Genomic DNA, 20630 nt, shown 5'->3' with positions numbered 1-20630 from the left:
CGGTACCGGGTGACCTGGGTCGCCCCGCGGGGGGACCCGGCAGACTGGTGACCATGAGCAGCGTTCCCGTCGACGACCAGGGCACCACCGTCGAGGTCCCCGAGAAGGTCCGCCGCGTCGTCAGCCTCGTCCCGTCGCTCACCGAGGCCATCGGGGTGACCGAGCCGGCCCTGCTCGTCGGCGTCACCGACTGGTGCACCCACCCCACCGACCTCGACGAGGTCGTCGCGAACCCCCCGCTGCGCATCCGCGGGACGAAGAACCCCGACGTCGAGGCGATCGTCGACCTCGCGCCCGACCTCGTCGTCGCGAACGAGGAGGAGAACAAGCCCGAGCACATCGCGGCCCTGCGCGCGGCCGGCATCCCGGTCTACGTCACCGACATCCGCTCGGTCGACGGCGCCTTCGCGAGCCTCGACGGGATGCTCGCGGCATGCGGACTGGAGCGCCCGGCCTGGCTGGAGGGCGCGGAGAAGGCGTGGGCCGGCATCGCGAAGGTCCCCGACGACGACCGCCGCACGGCCCTGGTGCCCATCTGGCGCAAGCCGTGGATGGCGGTCGGGTGCGACACGTTCACCGGCGCGGTGCTCGACCGGCTCGGGGTCGACAACGCCCTGGCCGACGGCGGGCCCGGGGCCGAGCGCTACCCGCGCTTCGACCTCGCGGACCTGCCCGACCACGACCTCGTCGTGCTCCCCGACGAGCCCTACCGCTTCACCGCCGACGACGGCCCGGAGGCGTTCGACGCGCCGTCGGTGCTCGTCAGTGGCCGGCTGCTCACCTGGTACGGGCCGAGCCTGCTCGAGGCGGCCCTGACGCTGCCAGGTGCCCTCCAGGCCGGTGAGCACTGATCCGTGCCTGGACACGGAACAAGGGGAGCACGCCGATAGGGCTCACAGGCCTCCGGCACCTCACGAGGTCAGCAGACCGCCCTCGACCGGCAGCGTGATGCCGGTGACGTAGGAGCCGGCGTCGGAGCAGAGGAACACGAGGGCGGCGGCGAGCTCCTCGGGGTCGCCGACGCGGCGGGCGAGGATGCGCGGGAGCTGCGCGTCGAGGTAGCCGTCGGCGTAGCTGTCGGTCATCTCGGAGGTGAAGAAGCCGGGTGCGAGGGCGTTGACGCGGATGCCCCGGCGGGGGGTCCACTGCTGGGCGAGGTCGCGGGTCAGGCCGATCAGCCCGGCCTTGGACGCGGAGTACGCGGCCTGCGGGAGGCCGGCGGTCGTCAGGCCGAGGACGCTCGAGATGTTGACGATGGAGCTCCCGGGCTCCATGACCTGCGCCGCGGCCTGGGCCATCCAGTAGCAGCCGTTGAGGTTGATGTCGATCACCTCGCGGAACTGCTCCGGGGTCTCCTTGAGCGCGGGGACCGCGGTGCCGACGCCGGCGTTGTTGACCAGGACGTCGACCTTCCCGAACTCGGTCATCGCCGCGTCGATCAGCGTGCGGCAGTCGTCCGGGGAGGCGACGTCGGTGCGGACGGCGAGCGCGCGCCGGCCGGCCTCCTCGACCGCGGCGCGCGTGTCGTCGAGCTTCTCGATGCGCCGGGCACCGAGCACGACGTCGGCCCCCGCCTCGGCGAGGGTCCGGGCGAACACGGCGCCGAGCCCGGAGGAGGCGCCGGTGACGACGGCGACGCGGTCGTCGAGACGGAAGCGATCGAGGATGCCCACGGCGGCACCGTAGACGAATCGCGCCTACGCCTCGATCGCGACGGGGACCTCCTCCTCCACCGGCTGCGGCTCGGGGTCGAGCGCGCCGGGCTCGGGCTCGGGCTCCGGCTCGGGCCAGACCCGCCCGCCGAGGCGGCCGAGCCGGGTCTCCTCGGGGTCGGCGAAGATGTGCAGGCCGAAGCGGTCGGAGAGCTCGCGGAACACGTTGATGCCGCGCACCGAGTTGCCGTGCATGTCGAGGCCGGGCGAGAACACCGAGAGACCGACCTGGTTGGGGATCGCGGCCATGATCCCGCCCGACACCCCGCTCTTGGCCGGGATCCCGACGTCGTTGGCCCACTGGCCGGCGGCGTCGTACATCCCGCAGGTGAACATCACGCCGATCACGTCGCGCACGTACGTCCGCGCCATGGCGCGCTCCCCCGTCCGCGGGTTCAGCCCGCCGTTCGCGAGCGTGGCGCCCATCTCGGAGAGCTCCGCGGTGGTGACGTGCACCGAGCACGCGGAGAGGTAGACCCGCAGGATGTCCTCGACCTCGCTGACGAGCATCCCCAGCGAGCGCATGTAGTAGCTGATGCCGAGGTTGCGGTCGGCGTCGGCGAGCATGGCCTCGAGGAGCTCCTGGTCGACGTCCAGGTCGGGGTTCCCGGCGTAGATCCGCATCCGCTCCAGCAGGCGGCCGACCTTCTCCTCGACGTCGGCCCCGCCGAGGATGTCGGCGGCCACGAGGGCGCCCGCGTTCACCATGGGGTTGTGCGGCCGGCGGTTGACCTGGTCGAACTCCAGGGCGTTGAAGGGGTCGCCGCTGGGCTCGACGCCGACGCGGGTCAGCGTCGCCTCGCGGCCGTTGTCCTCGAGGGCGAGCGCGTAGGTGAACACCTTCGAGATCGACTGGAGCGGGAAGCGGTGGTCGCAGTCACCGACCTCCCACTGGGTGCCGTCGACGTGCGTCCCGGCCAGGGCGAACAGGTCGCGCTGGGCGATCGCCTCGGGCGGGTAGTAGGTGACGACGTCGGAGTGGCCCAACCTCGCCTGCCGCTCCAGCAGCTGCTCGAGCTGCTCGCGCGCGCGTCGCTTCTCCTGCTCGGTGAGCGTCTCGTCCCAGGACACGATGCGCATGATGGCCTGCGGCATGGCGGGTCGTCACGGCGGGGAACCCCCCTTTTGTGGACCACGGCATCATGATGTTCCCGACCGACTACGCCATCGACCCGGCCACGCTGGCCAAAGAGGTGGAGGACCGCGGCTTCGACTCGCTGTGGTTCCCCGAGCACTCCCACATCCCGGTCGCCCGGCAGTCGCCCTACCCCGGCGGCGGCGACCTCCCCCGGATGTACGTCCACACCTACGACCCCTTCGTCGCCCTGACGGTCGCCGCCTGCGCGACGACGACGCTGAAGGTGGCCACGGGCATCTGCCTGGTCATCCAGCGCGACCCGATCCACACCGCCAAGGAGGTCGCCTCCCTCGACCGGCTCTCCGGCGGCCGCTTCCTCTTCGGCATCGGCGCCGGGTGGAACCGCGAGGAGATGGCCGACCACGGCACCAACCCGAAGACCCGCATGCGCCGCATGGGCGAGCAGGTCAAGGCCATGAAGGCGCTGTGGACGCAGGAGGAGGCCTCCTACGACGGCGAGTTCGTGCAGTTCGAGAACTCCTGGGCCTACCCGAAGCCGCTCACGCAGCCCCACCCGCCCGTGATCGTCGGCGGCATGGGCCCGGGCGTCGAGGACCGGGTGCTCGAGTTCGGCGACGAGTGGCTGCCCCAGCGCGTGGGCCCCGACAACATCGACGAGTTCGCCGCCCGCGCCGACGCCCTGCAGCAGCGGGCCGCCGACGCGGGGCGCGGCCGCATCCCGATGTCGCTGTTCGGGGCCGAGACCTCGCAGGAGGCCCTCGACGGCTACCGGCGCATCGGCCTCGACCGCGCCATCTACGGGGTCTCCAGCGGCGACCGGGACACCGTGCTGAAGGAGCTCGACGAGCTGGCCCCGCTGGTCTCGGGCTGAATCGCGTGCTTCCCGACGATGCGCGGCGCCGGTTCGCGGCGTCGCGCGTCGCCCGGCTGGCCACCGTGTCGGCGACCGGGGACCCGCACCTGGTCCCGGTCGTCTTCGCGGTGGCCGGCGACCGGGTGCTCGTGGCGATCGACCAGAAGCCCAAGAGCACCCGGGACCTGAAGCGGCTGCGCAACGTCGCCGACCACCCCGCCGTGTGCCTGCTGGCCGACGGGTACGACGAGGACTGGTCCGCCCTGTGGTGGGCCCGCGCCGACGGTTCGGCCGTGGTACGCCATGACGCCGCGGCCCTCGACGAGGCCCGGGCGGCCCTCGGGGCGCGCTACCCGCAGCACCTCGCCGACCCGCCCGAGGGGCCGGTCATCGAGGTGACGGTGACCCGCTGGTCGGGGTGGTCGGCGTCCTGACGAGCGCCGGGTCCTCGTGCGCACATCTCGGCACCGCCGGGGAACATGATCACGAGTTCTGCGGCGTGTCGCCTCGTCGCTTGGGCGTGTCGCCACTGAGATCGTGATCATGCTCGGGGCAGCCCGCACACACGCCAGAGGTCCCGGAGCGCGCGCAGCGCACCCCGGGGCCCCTGACGACGGTCAGGCCGGGACCGGCTCCGCGGGCACGTCGTCGCGGGTGCGCTCCCGCCGGGCCTGGACCTGCAGCCCGCCGCTGACCAGGAGCACCACGAGCCCGGCCACGGCGAGGATCGCGCCCACGAGCGACGGGGCGAGCAGGCCGAAGCCGGCCGCGATGACGATCCCGCCCAGCCAGGCGCCGAGGGAGTTGGCGACGTTGGAGGCGGACTGGATCGCGGCCGAGGCCATCGTCGGGGCGTCGCCGACGATGTCCATGATCCGGGTCTGGATGGCCGGTCCGAGGGCGAGCGAGAACATCCCGGCGCCGAACAGCGAGGCGACGGCGAGGGCCGGGGTGGAGATCGTCAGCGGGAAGGTCACGAGCACCACGGCGAGCGCGACCAGGCAGCCGCAGAGGGTCTTGAGCGGCGCCCGGTCGGAGAGGTGCCCGCCGAGCACGGAGCCGGCGGTCATGCCGAGCCCGACGACCGCGAGCAGCAGCGTCACCGTGGCCGGGGAGAAGCCGCCGACCTGGGTCAGCATCGGGGTGACGTAGGAGTAGCAGGCGAACATGGCGCCGAACCCGAACACCACGGCGCCGAGCGAGAGCAGCACCTGCGGGTGGCGCAGCGCCCCGACCTCGGAGCGCAGGGCGGCCTTGCCCCCACCGCTGGGGGCGGCGTCGGGGACGAACGCCCACACCGCGGCGATCGCGAGGAAGCCGATGACGCCGACCGCGGCGAAGGTGGCCCGCCAGCCCAGCGCCTGGCCGAGCAGGGTGCCGAGCGGGACCCCGGCGACGTTGGCGATCGTCAGGCCGAGGAACACCCGGGAGACGGCGGTGGCGCGCTTCTCGCGGCGGACCATCGAGGCGGCCGCGACCGAGGCGGCGCCGAAGAACGCGCCGTGGGGCAGGCCCGTCACGAACCGGATGAGCAGGAGCGAGCCCATCTCGGGGGCGAGCGCGGAGAGCAGGTTGCCCGCGGCGAAGGTGCCCATCAGCGCGATGAGGACCTGGCGGCGGGGAAAGGCGACGCCGGCGCCGGCGAGCAGCGGCGCCCCGACGACGACGCCGAGGGCGTAGGCGGAGATGAGGTGACCGGCCTGGGACACGGTGACACCGAGCCCGGCGGCGACCTCGGGCAGGAGACCCATGAGCACGAACTCGGTGGTCCCGATGCCGAAGGTGCCCACGGCGAGGGCGAAGAGCGCGAGCCCTGCGGAAGGACGACGGAACACGGGGAGAACTCCAACGGGATCGATCCAGCAACGACTCGATCCAGAGTTGGCCCGTCTTTGCCATAAGTCGAAGAAGCAGAGGATGTCAGTCCATAAGGTCAGCTTGTCTATCCTGGTGGGATGCCCACGCTCCGACAGTTCGAGGCTTTCCTCACCGTCGTCGACGAGGGCTCGTTCACACGGGCCGCCCAGCAGCGGCAGGTTTCGCAGCCCGGGTTGTCGCAGCAGATCGCGGCGCTCGAGTCGGAGCTCGGCGCCTCGCTCTTCCACCGGCTCCCCCGCACCGTCACGCTCACCCCCACCGGGCGGGCGCTGCTCCCCCACGCCCGCGCGGCCGTCGACGCCGCGGCCCGGGGCACCACGGCGGCCCGGGCGGTCGTCGGGACCGGGGCCGGGGAGCTACGGATCGGGACCGTCTACTCGACCGGGCTCGGCCTGCTCCCGGGGGTGCTCACGCAGTGGCGGACCGAGCACCCCGACGTCACGGTGCGCCTGTACGAGCACCGCACCACGGAGGGGCTGACCGCGGCGACCGCCGCCGGGCAGGCCGACGTGGCGGTGGGCCCCACCCCGCCGGGCTGGCGCGGGCGCGTGCGGGTGCTGGGGACCGAGGAGTTCGTCGTGCTGCTCCCGCCCACCGGCGGGCCCGACGCACGGAGCGGCGAGATCGCGCTCGAGCGGCTCGCCGAGGTCGCGTGGGTGCAGTACGCGGCCGACCACGGGCTGGCCGGGGAGCTCGACCGGGCCGCCCGCGACGCCGGGTTCCACCCGCGGGCCGCCGTGCGCACCGAGCAGACGGCGATGGCCCCGCTGCTGGTGGCGGCGGGCCTGGGACCGGCGCTGGTGCCGGCCGGGATCGTGCCGTCGTCGTTCGGCGGCCGGATCGCCCGCCCGGTGCCCGCGATCACCCGCGAGCTGGCGGCCACCACCGGCGCCGAGCCCGACGCGCTCACCTCGCGCTTCGTCGCCCTGGTCTCCCGGCGCGCGGTGCTCATGCCCCCGCACGTCGCCGCACGTCTGGGGTGACGGGGCCGAGGCGGGCCGCGGTCGTCGTCGGGATCCCGTCGGGCACCTGCAGCGGCGGCAGCTCCCCGACGGCCCGGGTGAGGAGGAGGTCGGCGAGCGCGGGGTTGCGGGCGAGGACGGGTCCGTGGAGGTAGGTCCCGACGATGCCGCCGCCCACCACGCCCTCGGCGCGGTCGGCGGTGCCGTTCCCCGCGCCGGCGCCGCGGACCCGGGCGAGCGGGGCGGCGCCCGGTCCGAGGGTGGTGACGCCGCCGTGGTTCTCGAACCCCGCCAGCGGGCCCGCGAGACCCGGCACGAGCGGGTCGGCCAGCACGTCGCCGATCCGGCGCGGTCCGCCGCCGGGCCGGGTCTCGACGTCGAGCACCCCGAGGCCCGCCACCCGGGAGCCGTCGGCGACGGTGAACCAGTGGCCGAGGACCTGCAGGCCCGCGCACACCGCGAGCGTCGGGGCGTCCCGGCCGAGGGCCCGGCGCAGGCCGATCGAGTCGCGCAGCCGGTCGGCGGCGAGGACCTGCGCGGCGTCCTCCCCGCCGCCCAGCACGTAGAGGTCGCCGTCCGCGGGCACCGCGTCGGCCCAGCCGACCGTGACCACGCGCGCCCCGATCCCCCGCCACCGCAGCCGGGCGGCGAGCACCGCGGCGTTGCCGGCGTCGCCGTAGGTGCCGAGCACCTCGGGCAGCAGCAGGACGACGTCGACGTCGCTCACGACAGACCCCGCGCGGCGTCGTGGAAGGCGGTGTAGTTCCCGACGAGGTCCACCGGCCCGACGACGTCGCGGGTCGCGGCCACGGCGTCGTCGGCCACCCGGTGGGCCACCCCGGCGTAGGCCAGGCGGACCGACACGTCGGCGGCCCGCTCCCCGGCGACGACGAGGGGGTGCCCGGCGAGGCGTTCGAAGGGGACGTCCCAGAGCCAGGAGACGTCCCGGCCGTCGGCCTCGCGGGAGTTGACCGCGACCACCACGGGCCGGGGCGGGCCGTCGGCGAGCAGGTCGAGCACCTGCGCCCAGCCGGCCGGGTTCTTCGCGAGCAGCAGCCGAGTGCTCCCGCCCGGGCGCGACACGGTCCGGTAGCGACCGCCGACCTGCTCGAGCCCCCGCAGCCGGGCCGCCGCGACCGCGGGCTCCACGCCGAGCTCGGCGCCCACCGCGAGGGCGAAGGTGGCGTTGAGCCGGTTGGCGTGCCCGGGGAGGGCGAGCTCGAGCGGGGTGGACGTGCCGTCGGGGCCGGTGACGGTCGGGCCGTCGTCGTGCAGCACCCAGTCGGCGGGCGGCCGGGTCAGCCCGCAGCCCCGGCACGTCCACCGCGCCCCGGCGTGGGCGACGGCGGCGTCGCAGCGCGGGCACACGCCGGCGTCCCCGGTCCAGCGGGCGGACCCGGCCCACCGGGCGGGGTCGGCCGAGACCCACAGCGGCCGGGCGGCACGCAGCCCGGCCCCGGCGCAGAGGACGTCGTCGGCGAACGCGACCACCGTCGCTCCCGGGTGGGCCGCCACCGCGTCGCCGACCCGCCGCGCCACGGTCCGCACCTCGCCGACGCGGTCGAGCTGGTCGCGGCTGAAGTTGAGCAGGACGACGACCCGCGGCGCCGTCGCGGCCGCCACCTCCGCGAGGTAGGACTCGTCGACCTCCATCACCGCGACCCGGGCCGCCGGGTGGTCGAGCAGCGCCGTGGTGATCCCGTCGGGCATGTTGGCGCCGAGGTGGTTGGTCGCCGCGCCGCCCCCGAGGACGCGGGCGATCATGGACGTCGTCGTGGTCTTGCCGTTGGTGCCGGTGACCAGGACGACCGTGCGGCCGGCCGCAAGGCGGTGCAGCACGCGGCGGTCGAGCAGGGTCGCGACCCGCCCGCCGAGGACCGAGCCGTGCCGTCCCGCGCGGCGGGCGACGGTGCCGACGACGCGCGCGAGACCGACCGCGATCCGCGCCCGCCACGGCAGTTCGGTGGTCACGGCGACGATGCTGCGCGGGGTCGGGTTAACGGTCGGCAAGACGGGCCGCAGACGTAGCCTCCTGCGCTGTGGCGCTGCTGTGGGTCGTCGAGGACGACGACACGATCCGGGGGGTGCTCGCCTCGCGGCTGGAGGCCGAGGGCCACCGGGTCCGCGCCTTCCCCGACGGGTCCTCGGTGCCGGTCCGTGCCGCCGACCCGCCCGACCTGGTCCTGCTCGACCTCGGCCTGCCCGACCTCGACGGCACCGAGGTGTGCCGGCGGCTGCGCCTCGAGCACCCCGACGCGGTCGTCGTGGTGGTCACGGCCCGGGCCGACGAGATGGACGTCGTGGAGGCCCTGGAGGCCGGCGCGGACGACTACCTGACCAAGCCGGTGCGCTTCACCGAGCTCGCCGCCCGCGTGGGCGCCCACCTGCGCCGCGCCGGGGCGGGCGGCGGCGACCGGATCGTGCTGGGCGGGCTCACCGTCGACCGCTCGGCCCGCCGGGTCAGCCGGGAGGGCCGCGAGGTGGCGCTGCGGGCCAAGGAGTTCGACCTGCTGGCGCGGCTGGCGGCCGAGCCCGGCGTCGTCGTCACGCGCGAGGCCCTGATGAGCGACGTGTGGGACGAGCACTGGTCGGGCTCGACGAAGACCCTCGACGTCCACATCGCGGCGCTGCGGCGCAAGCTCGGGCCGGGCCCGGCGATCGCGACGGTGCGCGGGCACGGGTACCGGCTCGAGCGGGGCTGAGTGCGCGCCCGCATCGTCCGGTTCGCGGTGGTCGTCTCGATGGTGGCGATCACCGTCTTCGGGCTGCCGCTGGCGGTGGGGGCCGCGCGGTACTACGTCGTCGACGAGCAGAGCGACCTCGAGGGCGACGCGCAGGCGGCGGCCGACGGGATCGCCCCGGTCCTCACGGCCGGCGACGTGCCCGCCGACGTGTCCCCGGTGTCGGCCGACAGCCCGGCCGCGGTCTACGGCCTCGACGGGCGGCGCGTCACCGGCGACGGGCCCGACCGCCTGGAGCCGGCCCTCGCGGGGGCGCTGACCGGGCGGGTGGTGCGCACCGGGAGCGGCGGGCAGTTCCTCGTCGCCGTCCCGGTGCTCGACGGCGACCGGCGGGTCGGGGTGCTGCGGGCCTCGCGCGAGCAGGCCGACGCGGTGGAGCGCACCGCCGTCACCTGGGCGGTGATGGTGCTGCTCGGCGTCGCGGCCGTCGCCGGGACCCGGCTCGTCGCGCGCCGCCTCGCGAGCCGGCTCTCCGCGCCCCTCGAGGTGCTCGCCACCGACGCGGCCCGCCTCGGCGACGGCGACTTCACCGTCTCCGCGCCGCCCGCGGGCGCCGTGCCGGAGATCGACGCGGTGCACCACTCCCTCGCCCGGACCGCGGGCCGCCTGCACGACCTGCTCGCCCGCGAGCGGGCGTTCTCCGCCGAGGCCTCCCACCAGCTGCGGACCCCGCTCGCCGGGCTGCGGCTGCGCCTCGAGGAGGCGGCCGCGAAGGCCCCGGGGTCGGCCGGGCTCGCGGACGCGCTGGAGGCCGCCGACCGCCTCGACCGCACCGTCACCGAGCTGCTCGCCCTCGCCCGGGAGCCGGTCGGCACGGCCCGGACCGAGCTCGACGTCGCCGACCTGGCCGCCCGCGTCGTCGCCGAGGTGCGGGCCGACGGGGTGCCCGGGGGCCGCACCCTGTCGGTCGTCGTGGAGGCGGAGGCGTCCGCCCTCGCCGCCGAGGCCGCCGTCCGCCAGATCCTCGCGGTGCTGCTGGAGAACGCGGTCGTCCACGGGACCGGCGCGGTGACCGTGACGGTGCGCGAGGTCGGGCCCGCGGTCGCGGTCGACGTGGCGGACGAGGGGACGGCGGCGGACGAGGCGATGCTCGGGGCCGGCCACGGGATCGGCCTCGTGCTCGCCCGCCGGCTCGCCGAGGCCCAGGGCGGGCGGCTGCGGGTGCGCTCGACCTCCCCGACGACGGTCACGCTGCTGCTGCCGTCCGCCCCGGACTGACCCCGACCGTTCCCGATCGGCGTGCTGCCCCCGTTTTCCGGGAAGGCACCGCCCATGGATCTGGGACTGGCAGGAGCACGGGCGATCGTCACCGGCGCCTCACGCGGGATCGGGCTGGCGTGCGCGCAGGCGCTCGCGGCCGAGGGCGCCCGGGTGGCGCTCGTGGCGCGCACGGCGGACGACCTGACGACGGCGGCCGCGACGATCGACGGGGAGACCCTCGAGCTGACGGCGGACACCACCGACGACGCCGCGGTCCGCGCCATGGTCGCCGCCGTGACCGACGCGTGGGGCGGGGTCGACGTGCTGGTCAACGCGGCGGCGCGCCCGGCGGGCGGGGCGTCGATCCCGTCGCTGGTGGACCTCACCGACGAGGCCGTGCAGGTCGAGTTCGACACCAAGGTCATGGGCTACCTGCGGTGCGCCCGGGCCGTGGCGCCCTCGATGATCGACCAGGGCTCGGGGCGGATCGTGAACATCAGCGGGCTGAACGCCCGGAAGACGGGGTCGATCGCGGGGACGATCCGCAACGTCGCGGTCGCGGCGCTCACCGCCAACCTCGCCGACGAGCTCGGCCCGCACGGCGTCAACGTCACGTGCGTCCACCCCGGCATCACCGACACCGAGCGGATCCCGGCGATGCTCGCCGACCAGGCCGCGAAGCGCGGCGTCAGCGAGGACGAGGTGCGGGCCGGCCTGGAGGCGACGACGAGCCTGCGCCGGATCATCACGGCGGCCGAGGTGGCCGACGTCGTGACGTTCCTGGCCTCGCCCCGGGCGGTGGCCGTCACCGGGGACTCCCTGGGCGCCGGCGGGGGCCAGCCGGGGGTCGTGCACTACTGAAACGACTCCGGGAACGCCACGACGGCGCCACCCCCTGCAGTTCGGGGTGACGCCGTCGTGGTCTTCGAAGGGGTTCTGGTTCGGGACCCGCACTTCTCGCGGCTCACCGCTCGTGGGGTTGCGCTCTCTCGGCGTCGCCGCGGCCGTGCCTCTCGGGCTACGGGCGGCCGGTGTCCGTCGAGCGGCACGAGCCGGTCGAGTACGGGCTGGTCCCTGCGGTCAAACGGTCACCTGCCTCCTCGTCGGAACTCGGGCCGCCGTCGTGGGATCGATCCACACGGACTCTCGGTACGTGGGCTCACACCGTGTGATCAAGACCACATCGACACCCCTGAACGTACTCAGCATCGGCCGTCTGTCAACGGCTCCGTTCGCCCGTCGTTCGGGCGCCGTTCACGCTCGGTCCCCGCACCCACGTGCGTGTCGGCCCTGGTCAAGGGCTTGCGTCGCCGCGCCCGGTCGACGTCCCGCCGTTCCCGACGACCGCCGGTGACCCCGGCGCGCGCCGGACCACCCGCAGGGCTGGTCCGGGGTCCGGGAGGAGGAGAGGATCGGCGCATGACCTGGAGCGTCGAGTACCCCCGCGTCCTGCCGGCGCGGCGCCCGCCCGGCCACGAACCGCGCGCCCCGCGCTGGACGCTCGTCCTCGACGCCCCCACCTCGCTGCTCACCGCGGACTACCTCGCGATCCAGCTGCCGGCCCGCGGCGGTCCCGACGAGGACCGCTTCCTCGAGCTGGCCCGGGCGAGCGCGGCGGGGCCGGGGTCGACCGAGCTCCTCGTCGCGACCGGGCCCGAGGGGACGGTCGAGCTCGTCCACCTCGCCTACTTCACCGACCCGACCGCGCACGAGCGCTGGCTGCACGACGCCCCGCTGCCCGGCTGGTTCTCCCGCCTCGACCCGGCCGACGTCGGCTTCGGCGCGTGGCACGAGGTGCTCCAGTGCCACCCCGACCGGTTCGAGACGATCTACTCCGACCCCCGTTGGGAGTTCGGGTTCGGCGGCTGCGCGGGGACCGCCCGGGAGCCCATGACGACCAACGGGTACTTCGGCGCCGCCCGCGACCGGTTCCCGGTGTCGGCCATCGACCCGCTCGAGCCGGTCGGGAAGCAGGTCCGGCGCGACGACGTCGCCTCGCGAGGGCGCCGGTTGCGGGTGGAGTCGGGCCACGACATGGCGGTGATCCGCTCGGGCCAGTTCTGGGAGCCCGCCGAGGGCGAGCAGCTGGTCGACTACGAGCACAACCTGCAGTCCAAGCTGCTCACCGGCATGGCCCACCTCCGCGACAACCCGGCCGACACGGGCACGCTGAGCCTGCGGATCCTCACCTCCCTCGACCCGGCCTCCCTCGCGCCGCGGCGCGAGACCTCCGTGCTGGGGCACTTCCACAGCCTCGGCGAGCTCGAGGAGTGGGCCGCGAGCCACCACACCCACCTCGCGATCTACGAGCACGCGATCGAGGCGAAGCGGCACTGGGGCGACGCCCGGTCGGTGGTCACGTGGCACGAGGTGGTGGTGCTGCCCCGCACCGCCCGCTCCGAGTACGTCAACTGCGTCCCGACGACCGGGCTGCTCCCCTGGGCGCCGACCCTGCTGACCGTGGAGTGACTCCTCAGAGGCGCTCCGCCACGTAGTCGCCGAACGTCCGCGCCGGGTGCCCGCTGCGGCGCCCGACCTCGTCGGTCACGGGGGCGGCCACGCCGTCGGTGGCGCGCCAGTACCGGAAGAGCGAGTCGACCATCGGCGCCGGCATGAACCGCGCCATCCGGTCGCGGACCTCGTCGGGATCGGCCGCCCGCGCCTCGACCGCCCGGCCGAGGTGCCGGGCGATCACCCCGACCTGGTCGGCCAGGGTCAGCGACTCCGGCCCCGTGAGGTGCGGGGACTCGTCGGCGGGGTCGGCGAGCAGGGCCGCCACCGCGACGTCGGCGATGTCGCGCTCGTCGATCGGCGCGGTGGCCGACCGCGGGTACGGCAGGTCGACGACGCCCGCCTCGAGACCGGCCGACCACTGGCGGACGTTCCCGCAGAACGCCCCGGGACGCAGGGCCGTCGTCGGGATCCCCGCCCCGCGCAGGGCGGCCTCCGCGTCGGCGTGGTGCGCGGCGATCCCGCCGGGCTCCGGCTCGGGCTCGAGGAGCACCGCCTCCGAGGAGAGCAGCACCGCGTGCCGCACCCCGGCGGCCGCGGCGGCCTCCGCGAAGGGGCGGAGGTCGTCCGGGACGTAGACGAACACCCGGTCGACGCCGTCGAGGGCGGGGCCGAAGGACGACGGGTCGGCGAGGTCGAGCAGGACCCGGTCGCCCTCGGGGAGCGTCTCCGGATCGCGACCGGCCGCCCGGGCGGGGACACCGGCCGCCCGCAGTCCGGCGAGGACGGACGAGCCGACGGCGCCGCGGGCGCCGGTGACGAGGACGGTCATGCGAGGGCCTCCTGGGGTGTGGTGGTGGAGTTCCCCGCCGGGAGGGCGAGGACGCAGAGGGCGGCGGGGACGGCGAGCACGGCGACGACGAGGGCGGCCGCGGCCAGGCCGGCCGACCCGGTCGTCGTGAGGTAGACGGTGCCGAGGACCGCCACGCCGACGGCGGTCCCGATCTGCTGGACCGCCTCGAGCGAGCCCGAGGCGCTGCCGACCTCGTCGGGCCGCAGGCCGGAGAGCACCGTGGAGAACAGGGGCCCGAACACCGCGCCGAGCCCCAGGCCGACGACGAGGGCCGGGCCCGCCAGGGCGGGCACGCCCCCCGCCGCGGCCGCGACCGCGGCCAGACCGAGCGCCCCGAGGGCCTCGACCCCGAGCCCGAGGAGCAGGACCGAGCGGCCGAGTCGCCGGGTCAGCACGGGCGTCGCGACGGCCGACACCGCGATCCCCAGGGCGACCGGCGCGGTCCCGAGTCCGGCGACCAGGGGCGACGCGCCGAGGTCGAGCTGCAGGTGCAGGCCGTAGACGAGCATCAGGCCGCCCATGCCGCTGGTGAACACGACGACGGTGCCGAGCCCGGCCACGTAGGTCCGGGAGCGCAGCAGGGACGGGACGACGATCGGGTGCGCGGCGCGCCGCTGGCGCCAGGCGAAGCCGACGAGGGCGACGGCCGCGCCGGCGAGCAGGGCGAACGACCACGCGGGCCATCCCGACTCCGGCCCCTGGATCAGCGGATGGACGAGGAGGCCGCAGCCGGCGGCCACCAGGGCCGCGCCGAGCCAGTCGAGACGGACCGCGGGGTCGGGGGCGTCCCGGGGCATCCAGCGCAGCGCCCCGGCGATGACGGCCAGCCCCACCGGCAGGTTGATCAGGAAGACGAACCGCCAGTCGAGGGAGGTCAGGACCCCGGCGACGACCGGCCCCGCGACCGCGGACAGCCCCATCACCGGCCCGAACGTGCCGAAGGCCGTCGGGCGCTCCTCGTCGTCGAACACCGCGGTCAGCACGCCCAGACCCTGCGGGATCATCAGCGCCCCGAACCCGCCCTGCGCGAGGCGCGCGGCGACGAGCAGCGTCGCGCCGGGGGCGAGGGCGCAGGCGGCGGAGGCCGCGGTGAAGCCGACGGCCCCGACGAGGAACAGCCGCCGGCGTCCGTAGCGGTCCCCGAGCCGCCCGCCGACGACGAGCAGGACGCCGAACGCCAGCGTGTACGACGCGGTGAGCCACTGCAGCAGGGCCGGGCCACCGCCCAGGTCGCGCTGCACCGACGGCGCGGCGACGGTCATCACGGTGGTGTCGACCAGGTCCATCACCTCGGCGGCGATCACGACCCCGAGCAACCACCAGCGCCACGGGGGACGGTCCACGGTGCACCTCCAAGATAACGAATGCTGTTCGTGACGAACACCGTACGTCGCGAACAGCATTCGTCAAGCGGTAGGCTCACCCGGTGCCCCCGACCACATCCCGCCGGTCCCGCCCGGCCAAGCCCGACCTGACGCTGGAGGGCATCGTCGGGACCACCCTGGCGCTGGTCGACGAGCACGGGATGGACAACGTGAGCCTGCGCCGGGTCGCCCAGGCGCTCGAGACCGGTCCCGCGTCGCTCTACGTCTACGTCGCCGACCGGGCCGAGCTCTTCGAGCTGGTGCACGACCGGGTGCTCGGGGAGGTCGAGCTGCCGGGCGAGGCCGACGGCGACTGGCGCGACCGCCTGATCCTGCTGCTCGAGCGCACCGTCGCGGTCCTCGGCCGCCACGGCGGGATCGCCTCGGTGGCGCTGGGGCGGGTCCCGACCGGCCCGAACGCGATGCGGTACGCCGAGGAGGTGCTGCGGCTGCTCCGCAGCGGCGGGGTGAGCGACGAGGGGTGCGCCTACGGGGTCGACCTGCTCTCCCTCGTCACCTCGGCCGCGGGCTACGAGGAGGCCGTGTACCGCTCGCCCGAGTGGCAGGGGCGCACCGAGGAGTCGGAGGTCGCGCGGATCACGGCGACCTACGGCTCCGTCGACCCCGCCCGCTTCCCGACGATCGCCGCGCTCGCCCCGGTGCTCACGCGCGGCGGCGGGGAGGAGCGGCTGCGCTGGGCGTTCGAGGTGCTCGTCGACGGGCTCGCCCGCCGCTGAGCCTCAGCGCCCCGGCACGACGATGCGGGCGAGGAGCGCGCGGTGGTCGGTGCCGGGGACGTCGAGCACCTCCGCGTCGGTCACCGTGGGTCCGCCGTTCACGAGCACGTGGTCGATCTGCACGCCGAACCAGCGCGGGAGGTTCGTCGGGAAGGTCGCCACGGTCCCGGCCCCGACCGACGGCAGCGCGTCGGTGCACCCGCCCGCCGCGGCGCGGAACGCGCGCTGGTCGGCGGTGGCGTTGAGGTCGCCCGCGACCAGCACCGCCGCGCCCCCGGGGGCCGCGCAGTGCGGGGCGACGAGGCGCTCGAGGTCGGCGCGCCAGAGCGGGACCTGCCCCGGGACGGGCGCCGCGGTGTGCACCGCGACGAGCCGCGTCCCGTCGGGCAGGGTCGCTTCCAGCGACCCGAAGAGGGCCCCCCTCGTGGGCGTGACCCGCAAGTCCACGGTGCTCAGCAGGGTCGTCGAGCCCCCGTCCTCGGTGGCCGGGGCGCTGTACCCGCGGTAGCCGGGGAGCAGGGGCAGCAGCCGGGCGCGGTAGGCGTCGCCCGCCTCGGGCAGCACGACGAGGTCGGCGCGCCGCTCCCGCACGAGCGCGGCGACCGCGGCGACGTCGGCCCCGCCGTGGTCGACGTTGAGGCTCAGCACCGCGAGCTCCGGGCTCCCGGGCGGGGTGGGGGGCGGGTCGTCTGCGAGCAGCCGGCTCCCGACGATGCCGGCGGTGGTCAGCCCGACGACGGCCGCTCCCATCATCGCCGCGAAGCCCACGGCGAACAGCCGGGGCCGGCGCTCGTCGAGCGGCGGGCCCTTCCGGCGCACGAGGACCCCGGCGAACCGGCCGACGAACGCCGACGCCATCACCACCACGAGCAGCGGCGGTGTCAGGGCCGCGAGCTGGGTGAACGGGGTGGCGCGGTCGAGCCCGACGTAGCCGGGCAGCAGGACCGCGAGGGCGACGACCACCCCGACGACGAGGCCCGCGACGATCGGGAGGGCACGGCGCACCGGGAGATCATGGCCGACCGATGGTCACACCCCGCAGACCAGCACCCCCGTGACCGAGCCCGGGTAGGCGCCCGGCGCCTCCAGCTCGGCGAGCCACTGCGCGGTCCGCTCCGGGTCGAGGCGGCCGTCGGCCACCGCGTCGTCCACCGGGGCGCGGACCGCCGCGGCCCACACCGGCGGCGGGATCGGCAGCGCCACGGGCACCTGCTCGACCACCCGGAGGCCCACCGAGGTCAGCAGCAGACCCAGCGACCGGCCCATCCGGTCGCAGGAGACGGTCCCGCACACCACGGCGAGCACCTCGTCGGCGATCTTCGCGTCGCCGCCGAGCACCATGGCCGCGTAGTCGAGCTCGAACAGCGCGACCCGCCCGCCCGGGCGCAGCACCCGCGCCATCTCGGCGACCGCCGCCGGGACGTCGTCGACGTACATGAGCACCCGCTCGGCGAGCACGGCGTCGACCGAGTCGTCGTCGCGCGGCAGCGCCTCGGCCGACCCGGCGAGCCACTCGACCCCGGGGTGGTCGCCGGCCTGGTCGATCATCGCCTGCCGGTCCAGCCCGACGACGGGTCCCGGGACGCCCGTGGCGGCCCGCTCGGCCGCGATGGCGGCGGCGTGGGTGCCGAGCCCGCAGCCGACGTCGAGCACCGTCTCCCCCGCCGCGGGCGCGAGGTGCCCGCGCATCCGGGCCCGGTAGGCGGCGATCGGCCCCATCGCGTCGGCGGCCCGCAGGAACTCGACGGCGGGGCGTGGGGAGGGCACGCGCCCGACGTCGTGGAACACACGGTGGATGTCTTCTCGACGCTCCGTCACGTCGACCATGCAACGCGACGGCCCCGTCCCTCGTCAGCGCCCGGACGGGTCAACGTCGGATCTTGTGTGCTCCCGGGCGAAGGCCAGCACCGCCGGGCGGGCGACCTGCGCACCCGGGGAGCCGTAGGGGTGGTCGAAGACGTGGTCGGCGTAGGGCACCTGGAGGAGCCGCCCCGGCACCCCGGCCGCGCGGAGCTGCGCGTCGAAGGCGCGGACGAGGTCGGCCCGGATGAAGTTGTCGGCGGCGCCGAGCACGAGCAGCGTGGGCGGGAGCCGGGGGTCGACGAGGTCGCCCGGCGAGGCGGCCCGGGTGAGCCCCTGGTGCTGCGCGGTCGGGCCCCCGAACACCGCGTCCTGCAGCCCGGGGGCCACCTGCCGCATGTCGACCACCGGGTAGAAGGCCACCGTGGCGACGGGCGGGCCGGTCGTCGCGCCCCCGGGCAGCGAGGCGCCGGCCGTCCCGGACAGGGCCGCCGCGGTGGAGAGCGCGAGGGTCGCCCCGGCCGACTGTCCCCCGAGGACCACCGCGCCCGGGTCGAGCCCGCGGGCGGTGCCGGGGCCCCGCACCCAGGCGATCGCGCGGGCCACGTCGTGCCGCTGGGCCTCCCCCAGCGTCGAGCCCGGGAGGGCCGGGTCGGCGGGGAGCCGGTACTGCACGGCGGCCACCGCGAGCCCGTGGTCGGCGTACCAGCGGTTCGCCCGGGCCCGGTCCGCGGTCGTCCCCCGCACCCAGCTCCCGCCGAAGACCCACACCATCACGGGGTGCGGCCCGGGTCCGGGCGGCAGGTAGAGGTCGAGGTGGAGCCCGGGCTGGTACTCGACCGTCTCGTCGGGCGACGCCCCGGACTGGTCGAGGGCGGTGAGCGTGAGGCCCCAGTCGACGGTCACGCCCTCGGCGCGGGCGGTGGCGCGCTGGGCGCCGAGGACGGTGAGGGTCCCGACGACCGCCAGGACGGCCACCACCGTGACGACGACGCCGGTCCGGATGGCCCCGAGCGCCAGCAGCCCGGCCCCCGCGACGACGCCGACCACCGCGCCCAGCGCCGCGTGCAGGGGGTACTGCCCGGAGACGAACGACCCGAGGAACCCCACCACGGGCGTCCGCGGCACGAAGGACCCCAGCACCACGACGACGAGCGCCCCCGCCAGCAGGCACCCGACGACCCCGAGGACCACGCGGCCGATCGTCAGGAGGGTCACTCGCTGATCTTCGCGCGTCGCGGTTGCGGGGGCGCCCCCAGCCGGAGTGAGGTCGTCGGCCGCTCGCGCCCGGCGCGTCAGCCGAACGCGGCCGCCAGGCGCTCGCGGGACCGGAGCACCCGCCGGACCACGGCCGCGACGACGACCACCGCGGCCAGCACCGCCGCGATCACGACGAGCACGGGCCGGCCCGCGACGACGATGCCGCCGAGCGCCCACACCACCGACGCCGCGTAGGCGACCGGGGCCGGGCCCGCCGTCGCGACGGCCGCGGCGATCAGGCCGGTGACCAGCACCATCACGATCCCGAGGATCACCGCGACCGCCCCGGTGGACGGCAGCCCCGCCCACGCGCCGGTGGCGGCGGTGCCGACGACGGTCGCGACGCTGACCCAGCCGGTGTAGAAGGCGATCGGGGCGTGCAGGGTCCACCGGTCGGCGACGGTCGCGGGGAACGTCGCCAGCCGGGCCATCACCACGGCGAGCGAGACCAGCAGGACGATGATCGCCACCTCGGCCCAGCCGACGAGCAGCGAGGAGAACAGGACGATCCACGTCGCGTTGGCCACGGCGGCGAGCACGAGCCACCAGCCGGTCGCCCGGTGCTCGGGGCGGGCCCACTGCGAGGGCAGGGCCTGGCGGACCGCGAGCACCAGCACCCAGGTGTAGATCACGCCCCAGATGGCGAAGGCACCGCCCGCCGGGACGATCGGGGTCTCGTTGGCCGCCGAGACCTCCCCTATCGGCCGACCGAACGCTCCCGATCCACCGATCGAGCCGATGACGAACTGGACGACGGCGGTCAGCAGCACCGCCCCGGCCCGCACCCGATCGAGGGTGGTGGCTCGGGAAATCATCTTGGTCACCAAGAGGATATGCCCGGCACGTAGCCGGACGAAACGACCTCGGTGATTGACTGGTGCCGTGATGCCCCGACGACGACCGCCGTGGCTCGTCCCGGCCGCCCTGGCCGCCGTGGTCCTGGTCGCGCTGGTCGTCCTCGTCGTCGTCATCGCGAACGGAGGCTCCGTGACCCGCGCGACCTGCACCGTCACCGCTCCGGCGAACTCGCCCGGCCTGCGGCCGACCTGGAGCGGCTCGCCCGAGCAGATGGACAACGCGGCGACGATCGCCGCGGTCGGGCGGGCCATGGGCGCCCCCGACCGCGCGATCACCATCGCCCTGGCCACCGCGATCCAGGAGTCGACGCTCGCGAACCTGCGCGGCGGCGACCGCGACTCGGTGGGCCTGTTCCAGCAGCGCCCGAGCCAGGGCTGGGGCTCGCCGGCCGAGCTGCTCGACACCGTCACCTCGTCCACCAAGTTCTACGACGCGCTGCTCGCCACCCCCGGCTGGGCCGGCATGGACGTCACCGAGGCCGCCCAGCGGGTGCAGCGCAGCGGCTTCCCGGAGGCCTACGCCGACCACGAGCCCGAGGCCCGCACCATGGCCGTCGTCTTCCTCGGCCAGAACCCCGGTGGCCTGACCTGCACCGGCCTCGACCTCTCCGAGCCCCCGGCCGACACCGTCGCGGGCCTCGCCCGCGCCGAGCTCGGCGACGCCCGGCTGTCCGGGGAGCAGACCCAGGAGAACGGCTGGGCGATCGCGTCGTGGCTCGTCGCGCACTCCACGCGCCTCACCGTCGACCGCGTGACCTACGACGGGCGGACCTGGACCGCGGAGTCGGGCACCTGGGAGCAGACGGGGGCGGCCGACGGCACATTGTCGTTGCACCGCGTCGGCGACCCGTGATGATCGGAGC

The 20630-nt window shown here is 75.6% G+C and carries 21 protein-coding genes; 10 read left to right on the top strand and 11 right to left on the bottom strand.

From position 1 onward, the window contains the following. Positions 1–53: 53 nt before the first annotated feature. On the top strand, positions 54–851 hold the full coding sequence (locus tag ACFPBZ_RS10210) for a helical backbone metal receptor (RefSeq protein WP_378035931.1): 798 nt from the start codon (positions 54–56) through the stop codon (positions 849–851). 60 nt (positions 852–911) lie between these two features. Here ACFPBZ_RS10210 and ACFPBZ_RS10205 read toward each other — a convergent pair whose 3' ends face one another. Together ACFPBZ_RS10205 and glsA are read right to left on the bottom strand one after the other, a co-directional pair. After that, entirely contained in the window at positions 912–1673 is a 762-nt protein-coding gene (locus ACFPBZ_RS10205; RefSeq protein WP_378035930.1) for an SDR family NAD(P)-dependent oxidoreductase, read from the bottom strand. 24 nt (positions 1674–1697) lie between these two features. Next, positions 1698–2807, bottom strand: coding sequence for a glutaminase A (gene glsA / locus ACFPBZ_RS10200; protein ID WP_378035929.1), 1110 nt, complete (start codon positions 2805–2807; stop codon positions 1698–1700). A gap of 47 nt (positions 2808–2854) precedes the next feature. Here glsA and ACFPBZ_RS10195 point away from each other — a divergent pair, with 47 nt between their 5' ends. Both ACFPBZ_RS10195 and ACFPBZ_RS10190 read left to right on the top strand, forming a co-directional pair. Beyond that, positions 2855–3682, top strand: coding sequence for an LLM class F420-dependent oxidoreductase (locus tag ACFPBZ_RS10195; RefSeq protein WP_378035928.1), 828 nt, complete (start codon positions 2855–2857; stop codon positions 3680–3682). Between the two features lie 5 nt (positions 3683–3687). Further along, positions 3688–4098, top strand: coding sequence for a TIGR03668 family PPOX class F420-dependent oxidoreductase (locus tag ACFPBZ_RS10190; RefSeq protein WP_378035927.1), 411 nt, complete (start codon positions 3688–3690; stop codon positions 4096–4098). A gap of 183 nt (positions 4099–4281) precedes the next feature. Here ACFPBZ_RS10190 and ACFPBZ_RS10185 read toward each other — a convergent pair whose 3' ends face one another. After that, positions 4282–5499 carry an MFS transporter gene (locus ACFPBZ_RS10185; protein ID WP_378035926.1) on the bottom strand — a complete coding sequence of 406 codons (1218 nt, stop codon included), beginning with the start codon at positions 5497–5499 and terminating at the stop codon, positions 4282–4284. Between the two features lie 120 nt (positions 5500–5619). Here ACFPBZ_RS10185 and ACFPBZ_RS10180 point away from each other — a divergent pair, with 120 nt between their 5' ends. Then, entirely contained in the window at positions 5620–6525 is a 906-nt protein-coding gene (locus ACFPBZ_RS10180) for a LysR family transcriptional regulator (protein ID WP_378035925.1), read from the top strand. On the opposite strand, the gene ACFPBZ_RS10175 is transcribed toward ACFPBZ_RS10180, so the two are convergent. Both ACFPBZ_RS10175 and ACFPBZ_RS10170 read right to left on the bottom strand, forming a co-directional pair. After that, a complete protein-coding gene (locus ACFPBZ_RS10175) occupies positions 6491–7231 on the bottom strand; it encodes a type 1 glutamine amidotransferase (protein ID WP_378035924.1) in 741 nt (246 codons plus the stop codon). The genes ACFPBZ_RS10180 and ACFPBZ_RS10175 overlap by 35 nt on opposite strands. After that, positions 7228–8475: a MurT ligase domain-containing protein gene (locus tag ACFPBZ_RS10170; protein ID WP_378035923.1), complete on the bottom strand. Its 1248-nt coding sequence runs from the start codon at positions 8473–8475 to the stop codon at positions 7228–7230. The genes ACFPBZ_RS10175 and ACFPBZ_RS10170 overlap by 4 nt, the downstream gene beginning before the upstream one ends. A gap of 68 nt (positions 8476–8543) precedes the next feature. Between ACFPBZ_RS10170 and ACFPBZ_RS10165 the strand changes: the two genes are divergently transcribed. From ACFPBZ_RS10165 to ACFPBZ_RS10150, 4 genes are all read left to right on the top strand, one after another. Beyond that, positions 8544–9206 (top strand): response regulator transcription factor, encoded by a 663-nt coding sequence (locus tag ACFPBZ_RS10165; protein ID WP_378035922.1) that lies wholly within the window; start codon positions 8544–8546, stop codon positions 9204–9206. Continuing rightward, complete coding sequence (locus ACFPBZ_RS10160; protein ID WP_378035921.1) at positions 9207–10463, top strand: ATP-binding protein; 1257 nt, start codon at positions 9207–9209, stop codon at positions 10461–10463. It abuts the gene before it with no gap. Between the two features lie 54 nt (positions 10464–10517). After that, positions 10518–11306 (top strand): SDR family NAD(P)-dependent oxidoreductase, encoded by a 789-nt coding sequence (locus ACFPBZ_RS10155; RefSeq protein ID WP_378035920.1) that lies wholly within the window; start codon positions 10518–10520, stop codon positions 11304–11306. A gap of 558 nt (positions 11307–11864) precedes the next feature. Beyond that, positions 11865–12914 (top strand): phenylacetaldoxime dehydratase family protein, encoded by a 1050-nt coding sequence (locus ACFPBZ_RS10150; RefSeq protein WP_378035919.1) that lies wholly within the window; start codon positions 11865–11867, stop codon positions 12912–12914. A gap of 4 nt (positions 12915–12918) precedes the next feature. On the opposite strand, the gene ACFPBZ_RS10145 is transcribed toward ACFPBZ_RS10150, so the two are convergent. Together ACFPBZ_RS10145 and ACFPBZ_RS10140 are read right to left on the bottom strand one after the other, a co-directional pair. Further along, positions 12919–13728, bottom strand: coding sequence for an NAD(P)H-binding protein (locus ACFPBZ_RS10145; protein WP_378035918.1), 810 nt, complete (start codon positions 13726–13728; stop codon positions 12919–12921). Beyond that, positions 13725–15092, bottom strand: coding sequence for an MFS transporter (locus ACFPBZ_RS10140; RefSeq protein ID WP_378035917.1), 1368 nt, complete (start codon positions 15090–15092; stop codon positions 13725–13727). The genes ACFPBZ_RS10145 and ACFPBZ_RS10140 overlap by 4 nt, the downstream gene beginning before the upstream one ends. A gap of 83 nt (positions 15093–15175) precedes the next feature. Here ACFPBZ_RS10140 and ACFPBZ_RS10135 point away from each other — a divergent pair, with 83 nt between their 5' ends. Next, on the top strand, positions 15176–15850 hold the full coding sequence (locus tag ACFPBZ_RS10135; RefSeq protein WP_378035916.1) for a TetR/AcrR family transcriptional regulator: 675 nt from the start codon (positions 15176–15178) through the stop codon (positions 15848–15850). A gap of 3 nt (positions 15851–15853) precedes the next feature. On the opposite strand, the gene ACFPBZ_RS10130 is transcribed toward ACFPBZ_RS10135, so the two are convergent. The 4 genes from ACFPBZ_RS10130 to ACFPBZ_RS10115 form a co-directional block, all read right to left on the bottom strand. Then, entirely contained in the window at positions 15854–16855 is a 1002-nt protein-coding gene (locus ACFPBZ_RS10130) for an endonuclease/exonuclease/phosphatase family protein (protein WP_378035915.1), read from the bottom strand. A 24-nt stretch (positions 16856–16879) separates the two neighbouring features. Then, positions 16880–17617 (bottom strand): methyltransferase domain-containing protein, encoded by a 738-nt coding sequence (locus tag ACFPBZ_RS10125; protein ID WP_378035914.1) that lies wholly within the window; start codon positions 17615–17617, stop codon positions 16880–16882. 84 nt (positions 17618–17701) lie between these two features. Beyond that, positions 17702–18868 carry an alpha/beta hydrolase gene (locus ACFPBZ_RS10120; protein ID WP_378035913.1) on the bottom strand — a complete coding sequence of 389 codons (1167 nt, stop codon included), beginning with the start codon at positions 18866–18868 and terminating at the stop codon, positions 17702–17704. Positions 18869–18945: 77 nt separating this feature from the next. After that, positions 18946–19734, bottom strand: coding sequence for a hypothetical protein (locus tag ACFPBZ_RS10115; protein WP_378035912.1), 789 nt, complete (start codon positions 19732–19734; stop codon positions 18946–18948). A gap of 61 nt (positions 19735–19795) precedes the next feature. Between ACFPBZ_RS10115 and ACFPBZ_RS10110 the strand changes: the two genes are divergently transcribed. After that, positions 19796–20620, top strand: coding sequence for a VldE C-terminal domain-containing protein (locus ACFPBZ_RS10110; protein WP_378035911.1), 825 nt, complete (start codon positions 19796–19798; stop codon positions 20618–20620). Positions 20621–20630 lie beyond the last annotated feature (10 nt).

The organism is Actinomycetospora atypica (assembly GCF_042653685.1).
GTDB classification, from domain to species: Bacteria; Actinomycetota; Actinomycetes; order Mycobacteriales; family Pseudonocardiaceae; genus Actinomycetospora; species Actinomycetospora atypica.
Note: the sequence above shows the minus strand (reverse complement) of the source record. Positions and strands in the feature narration are given on the sequence as shown.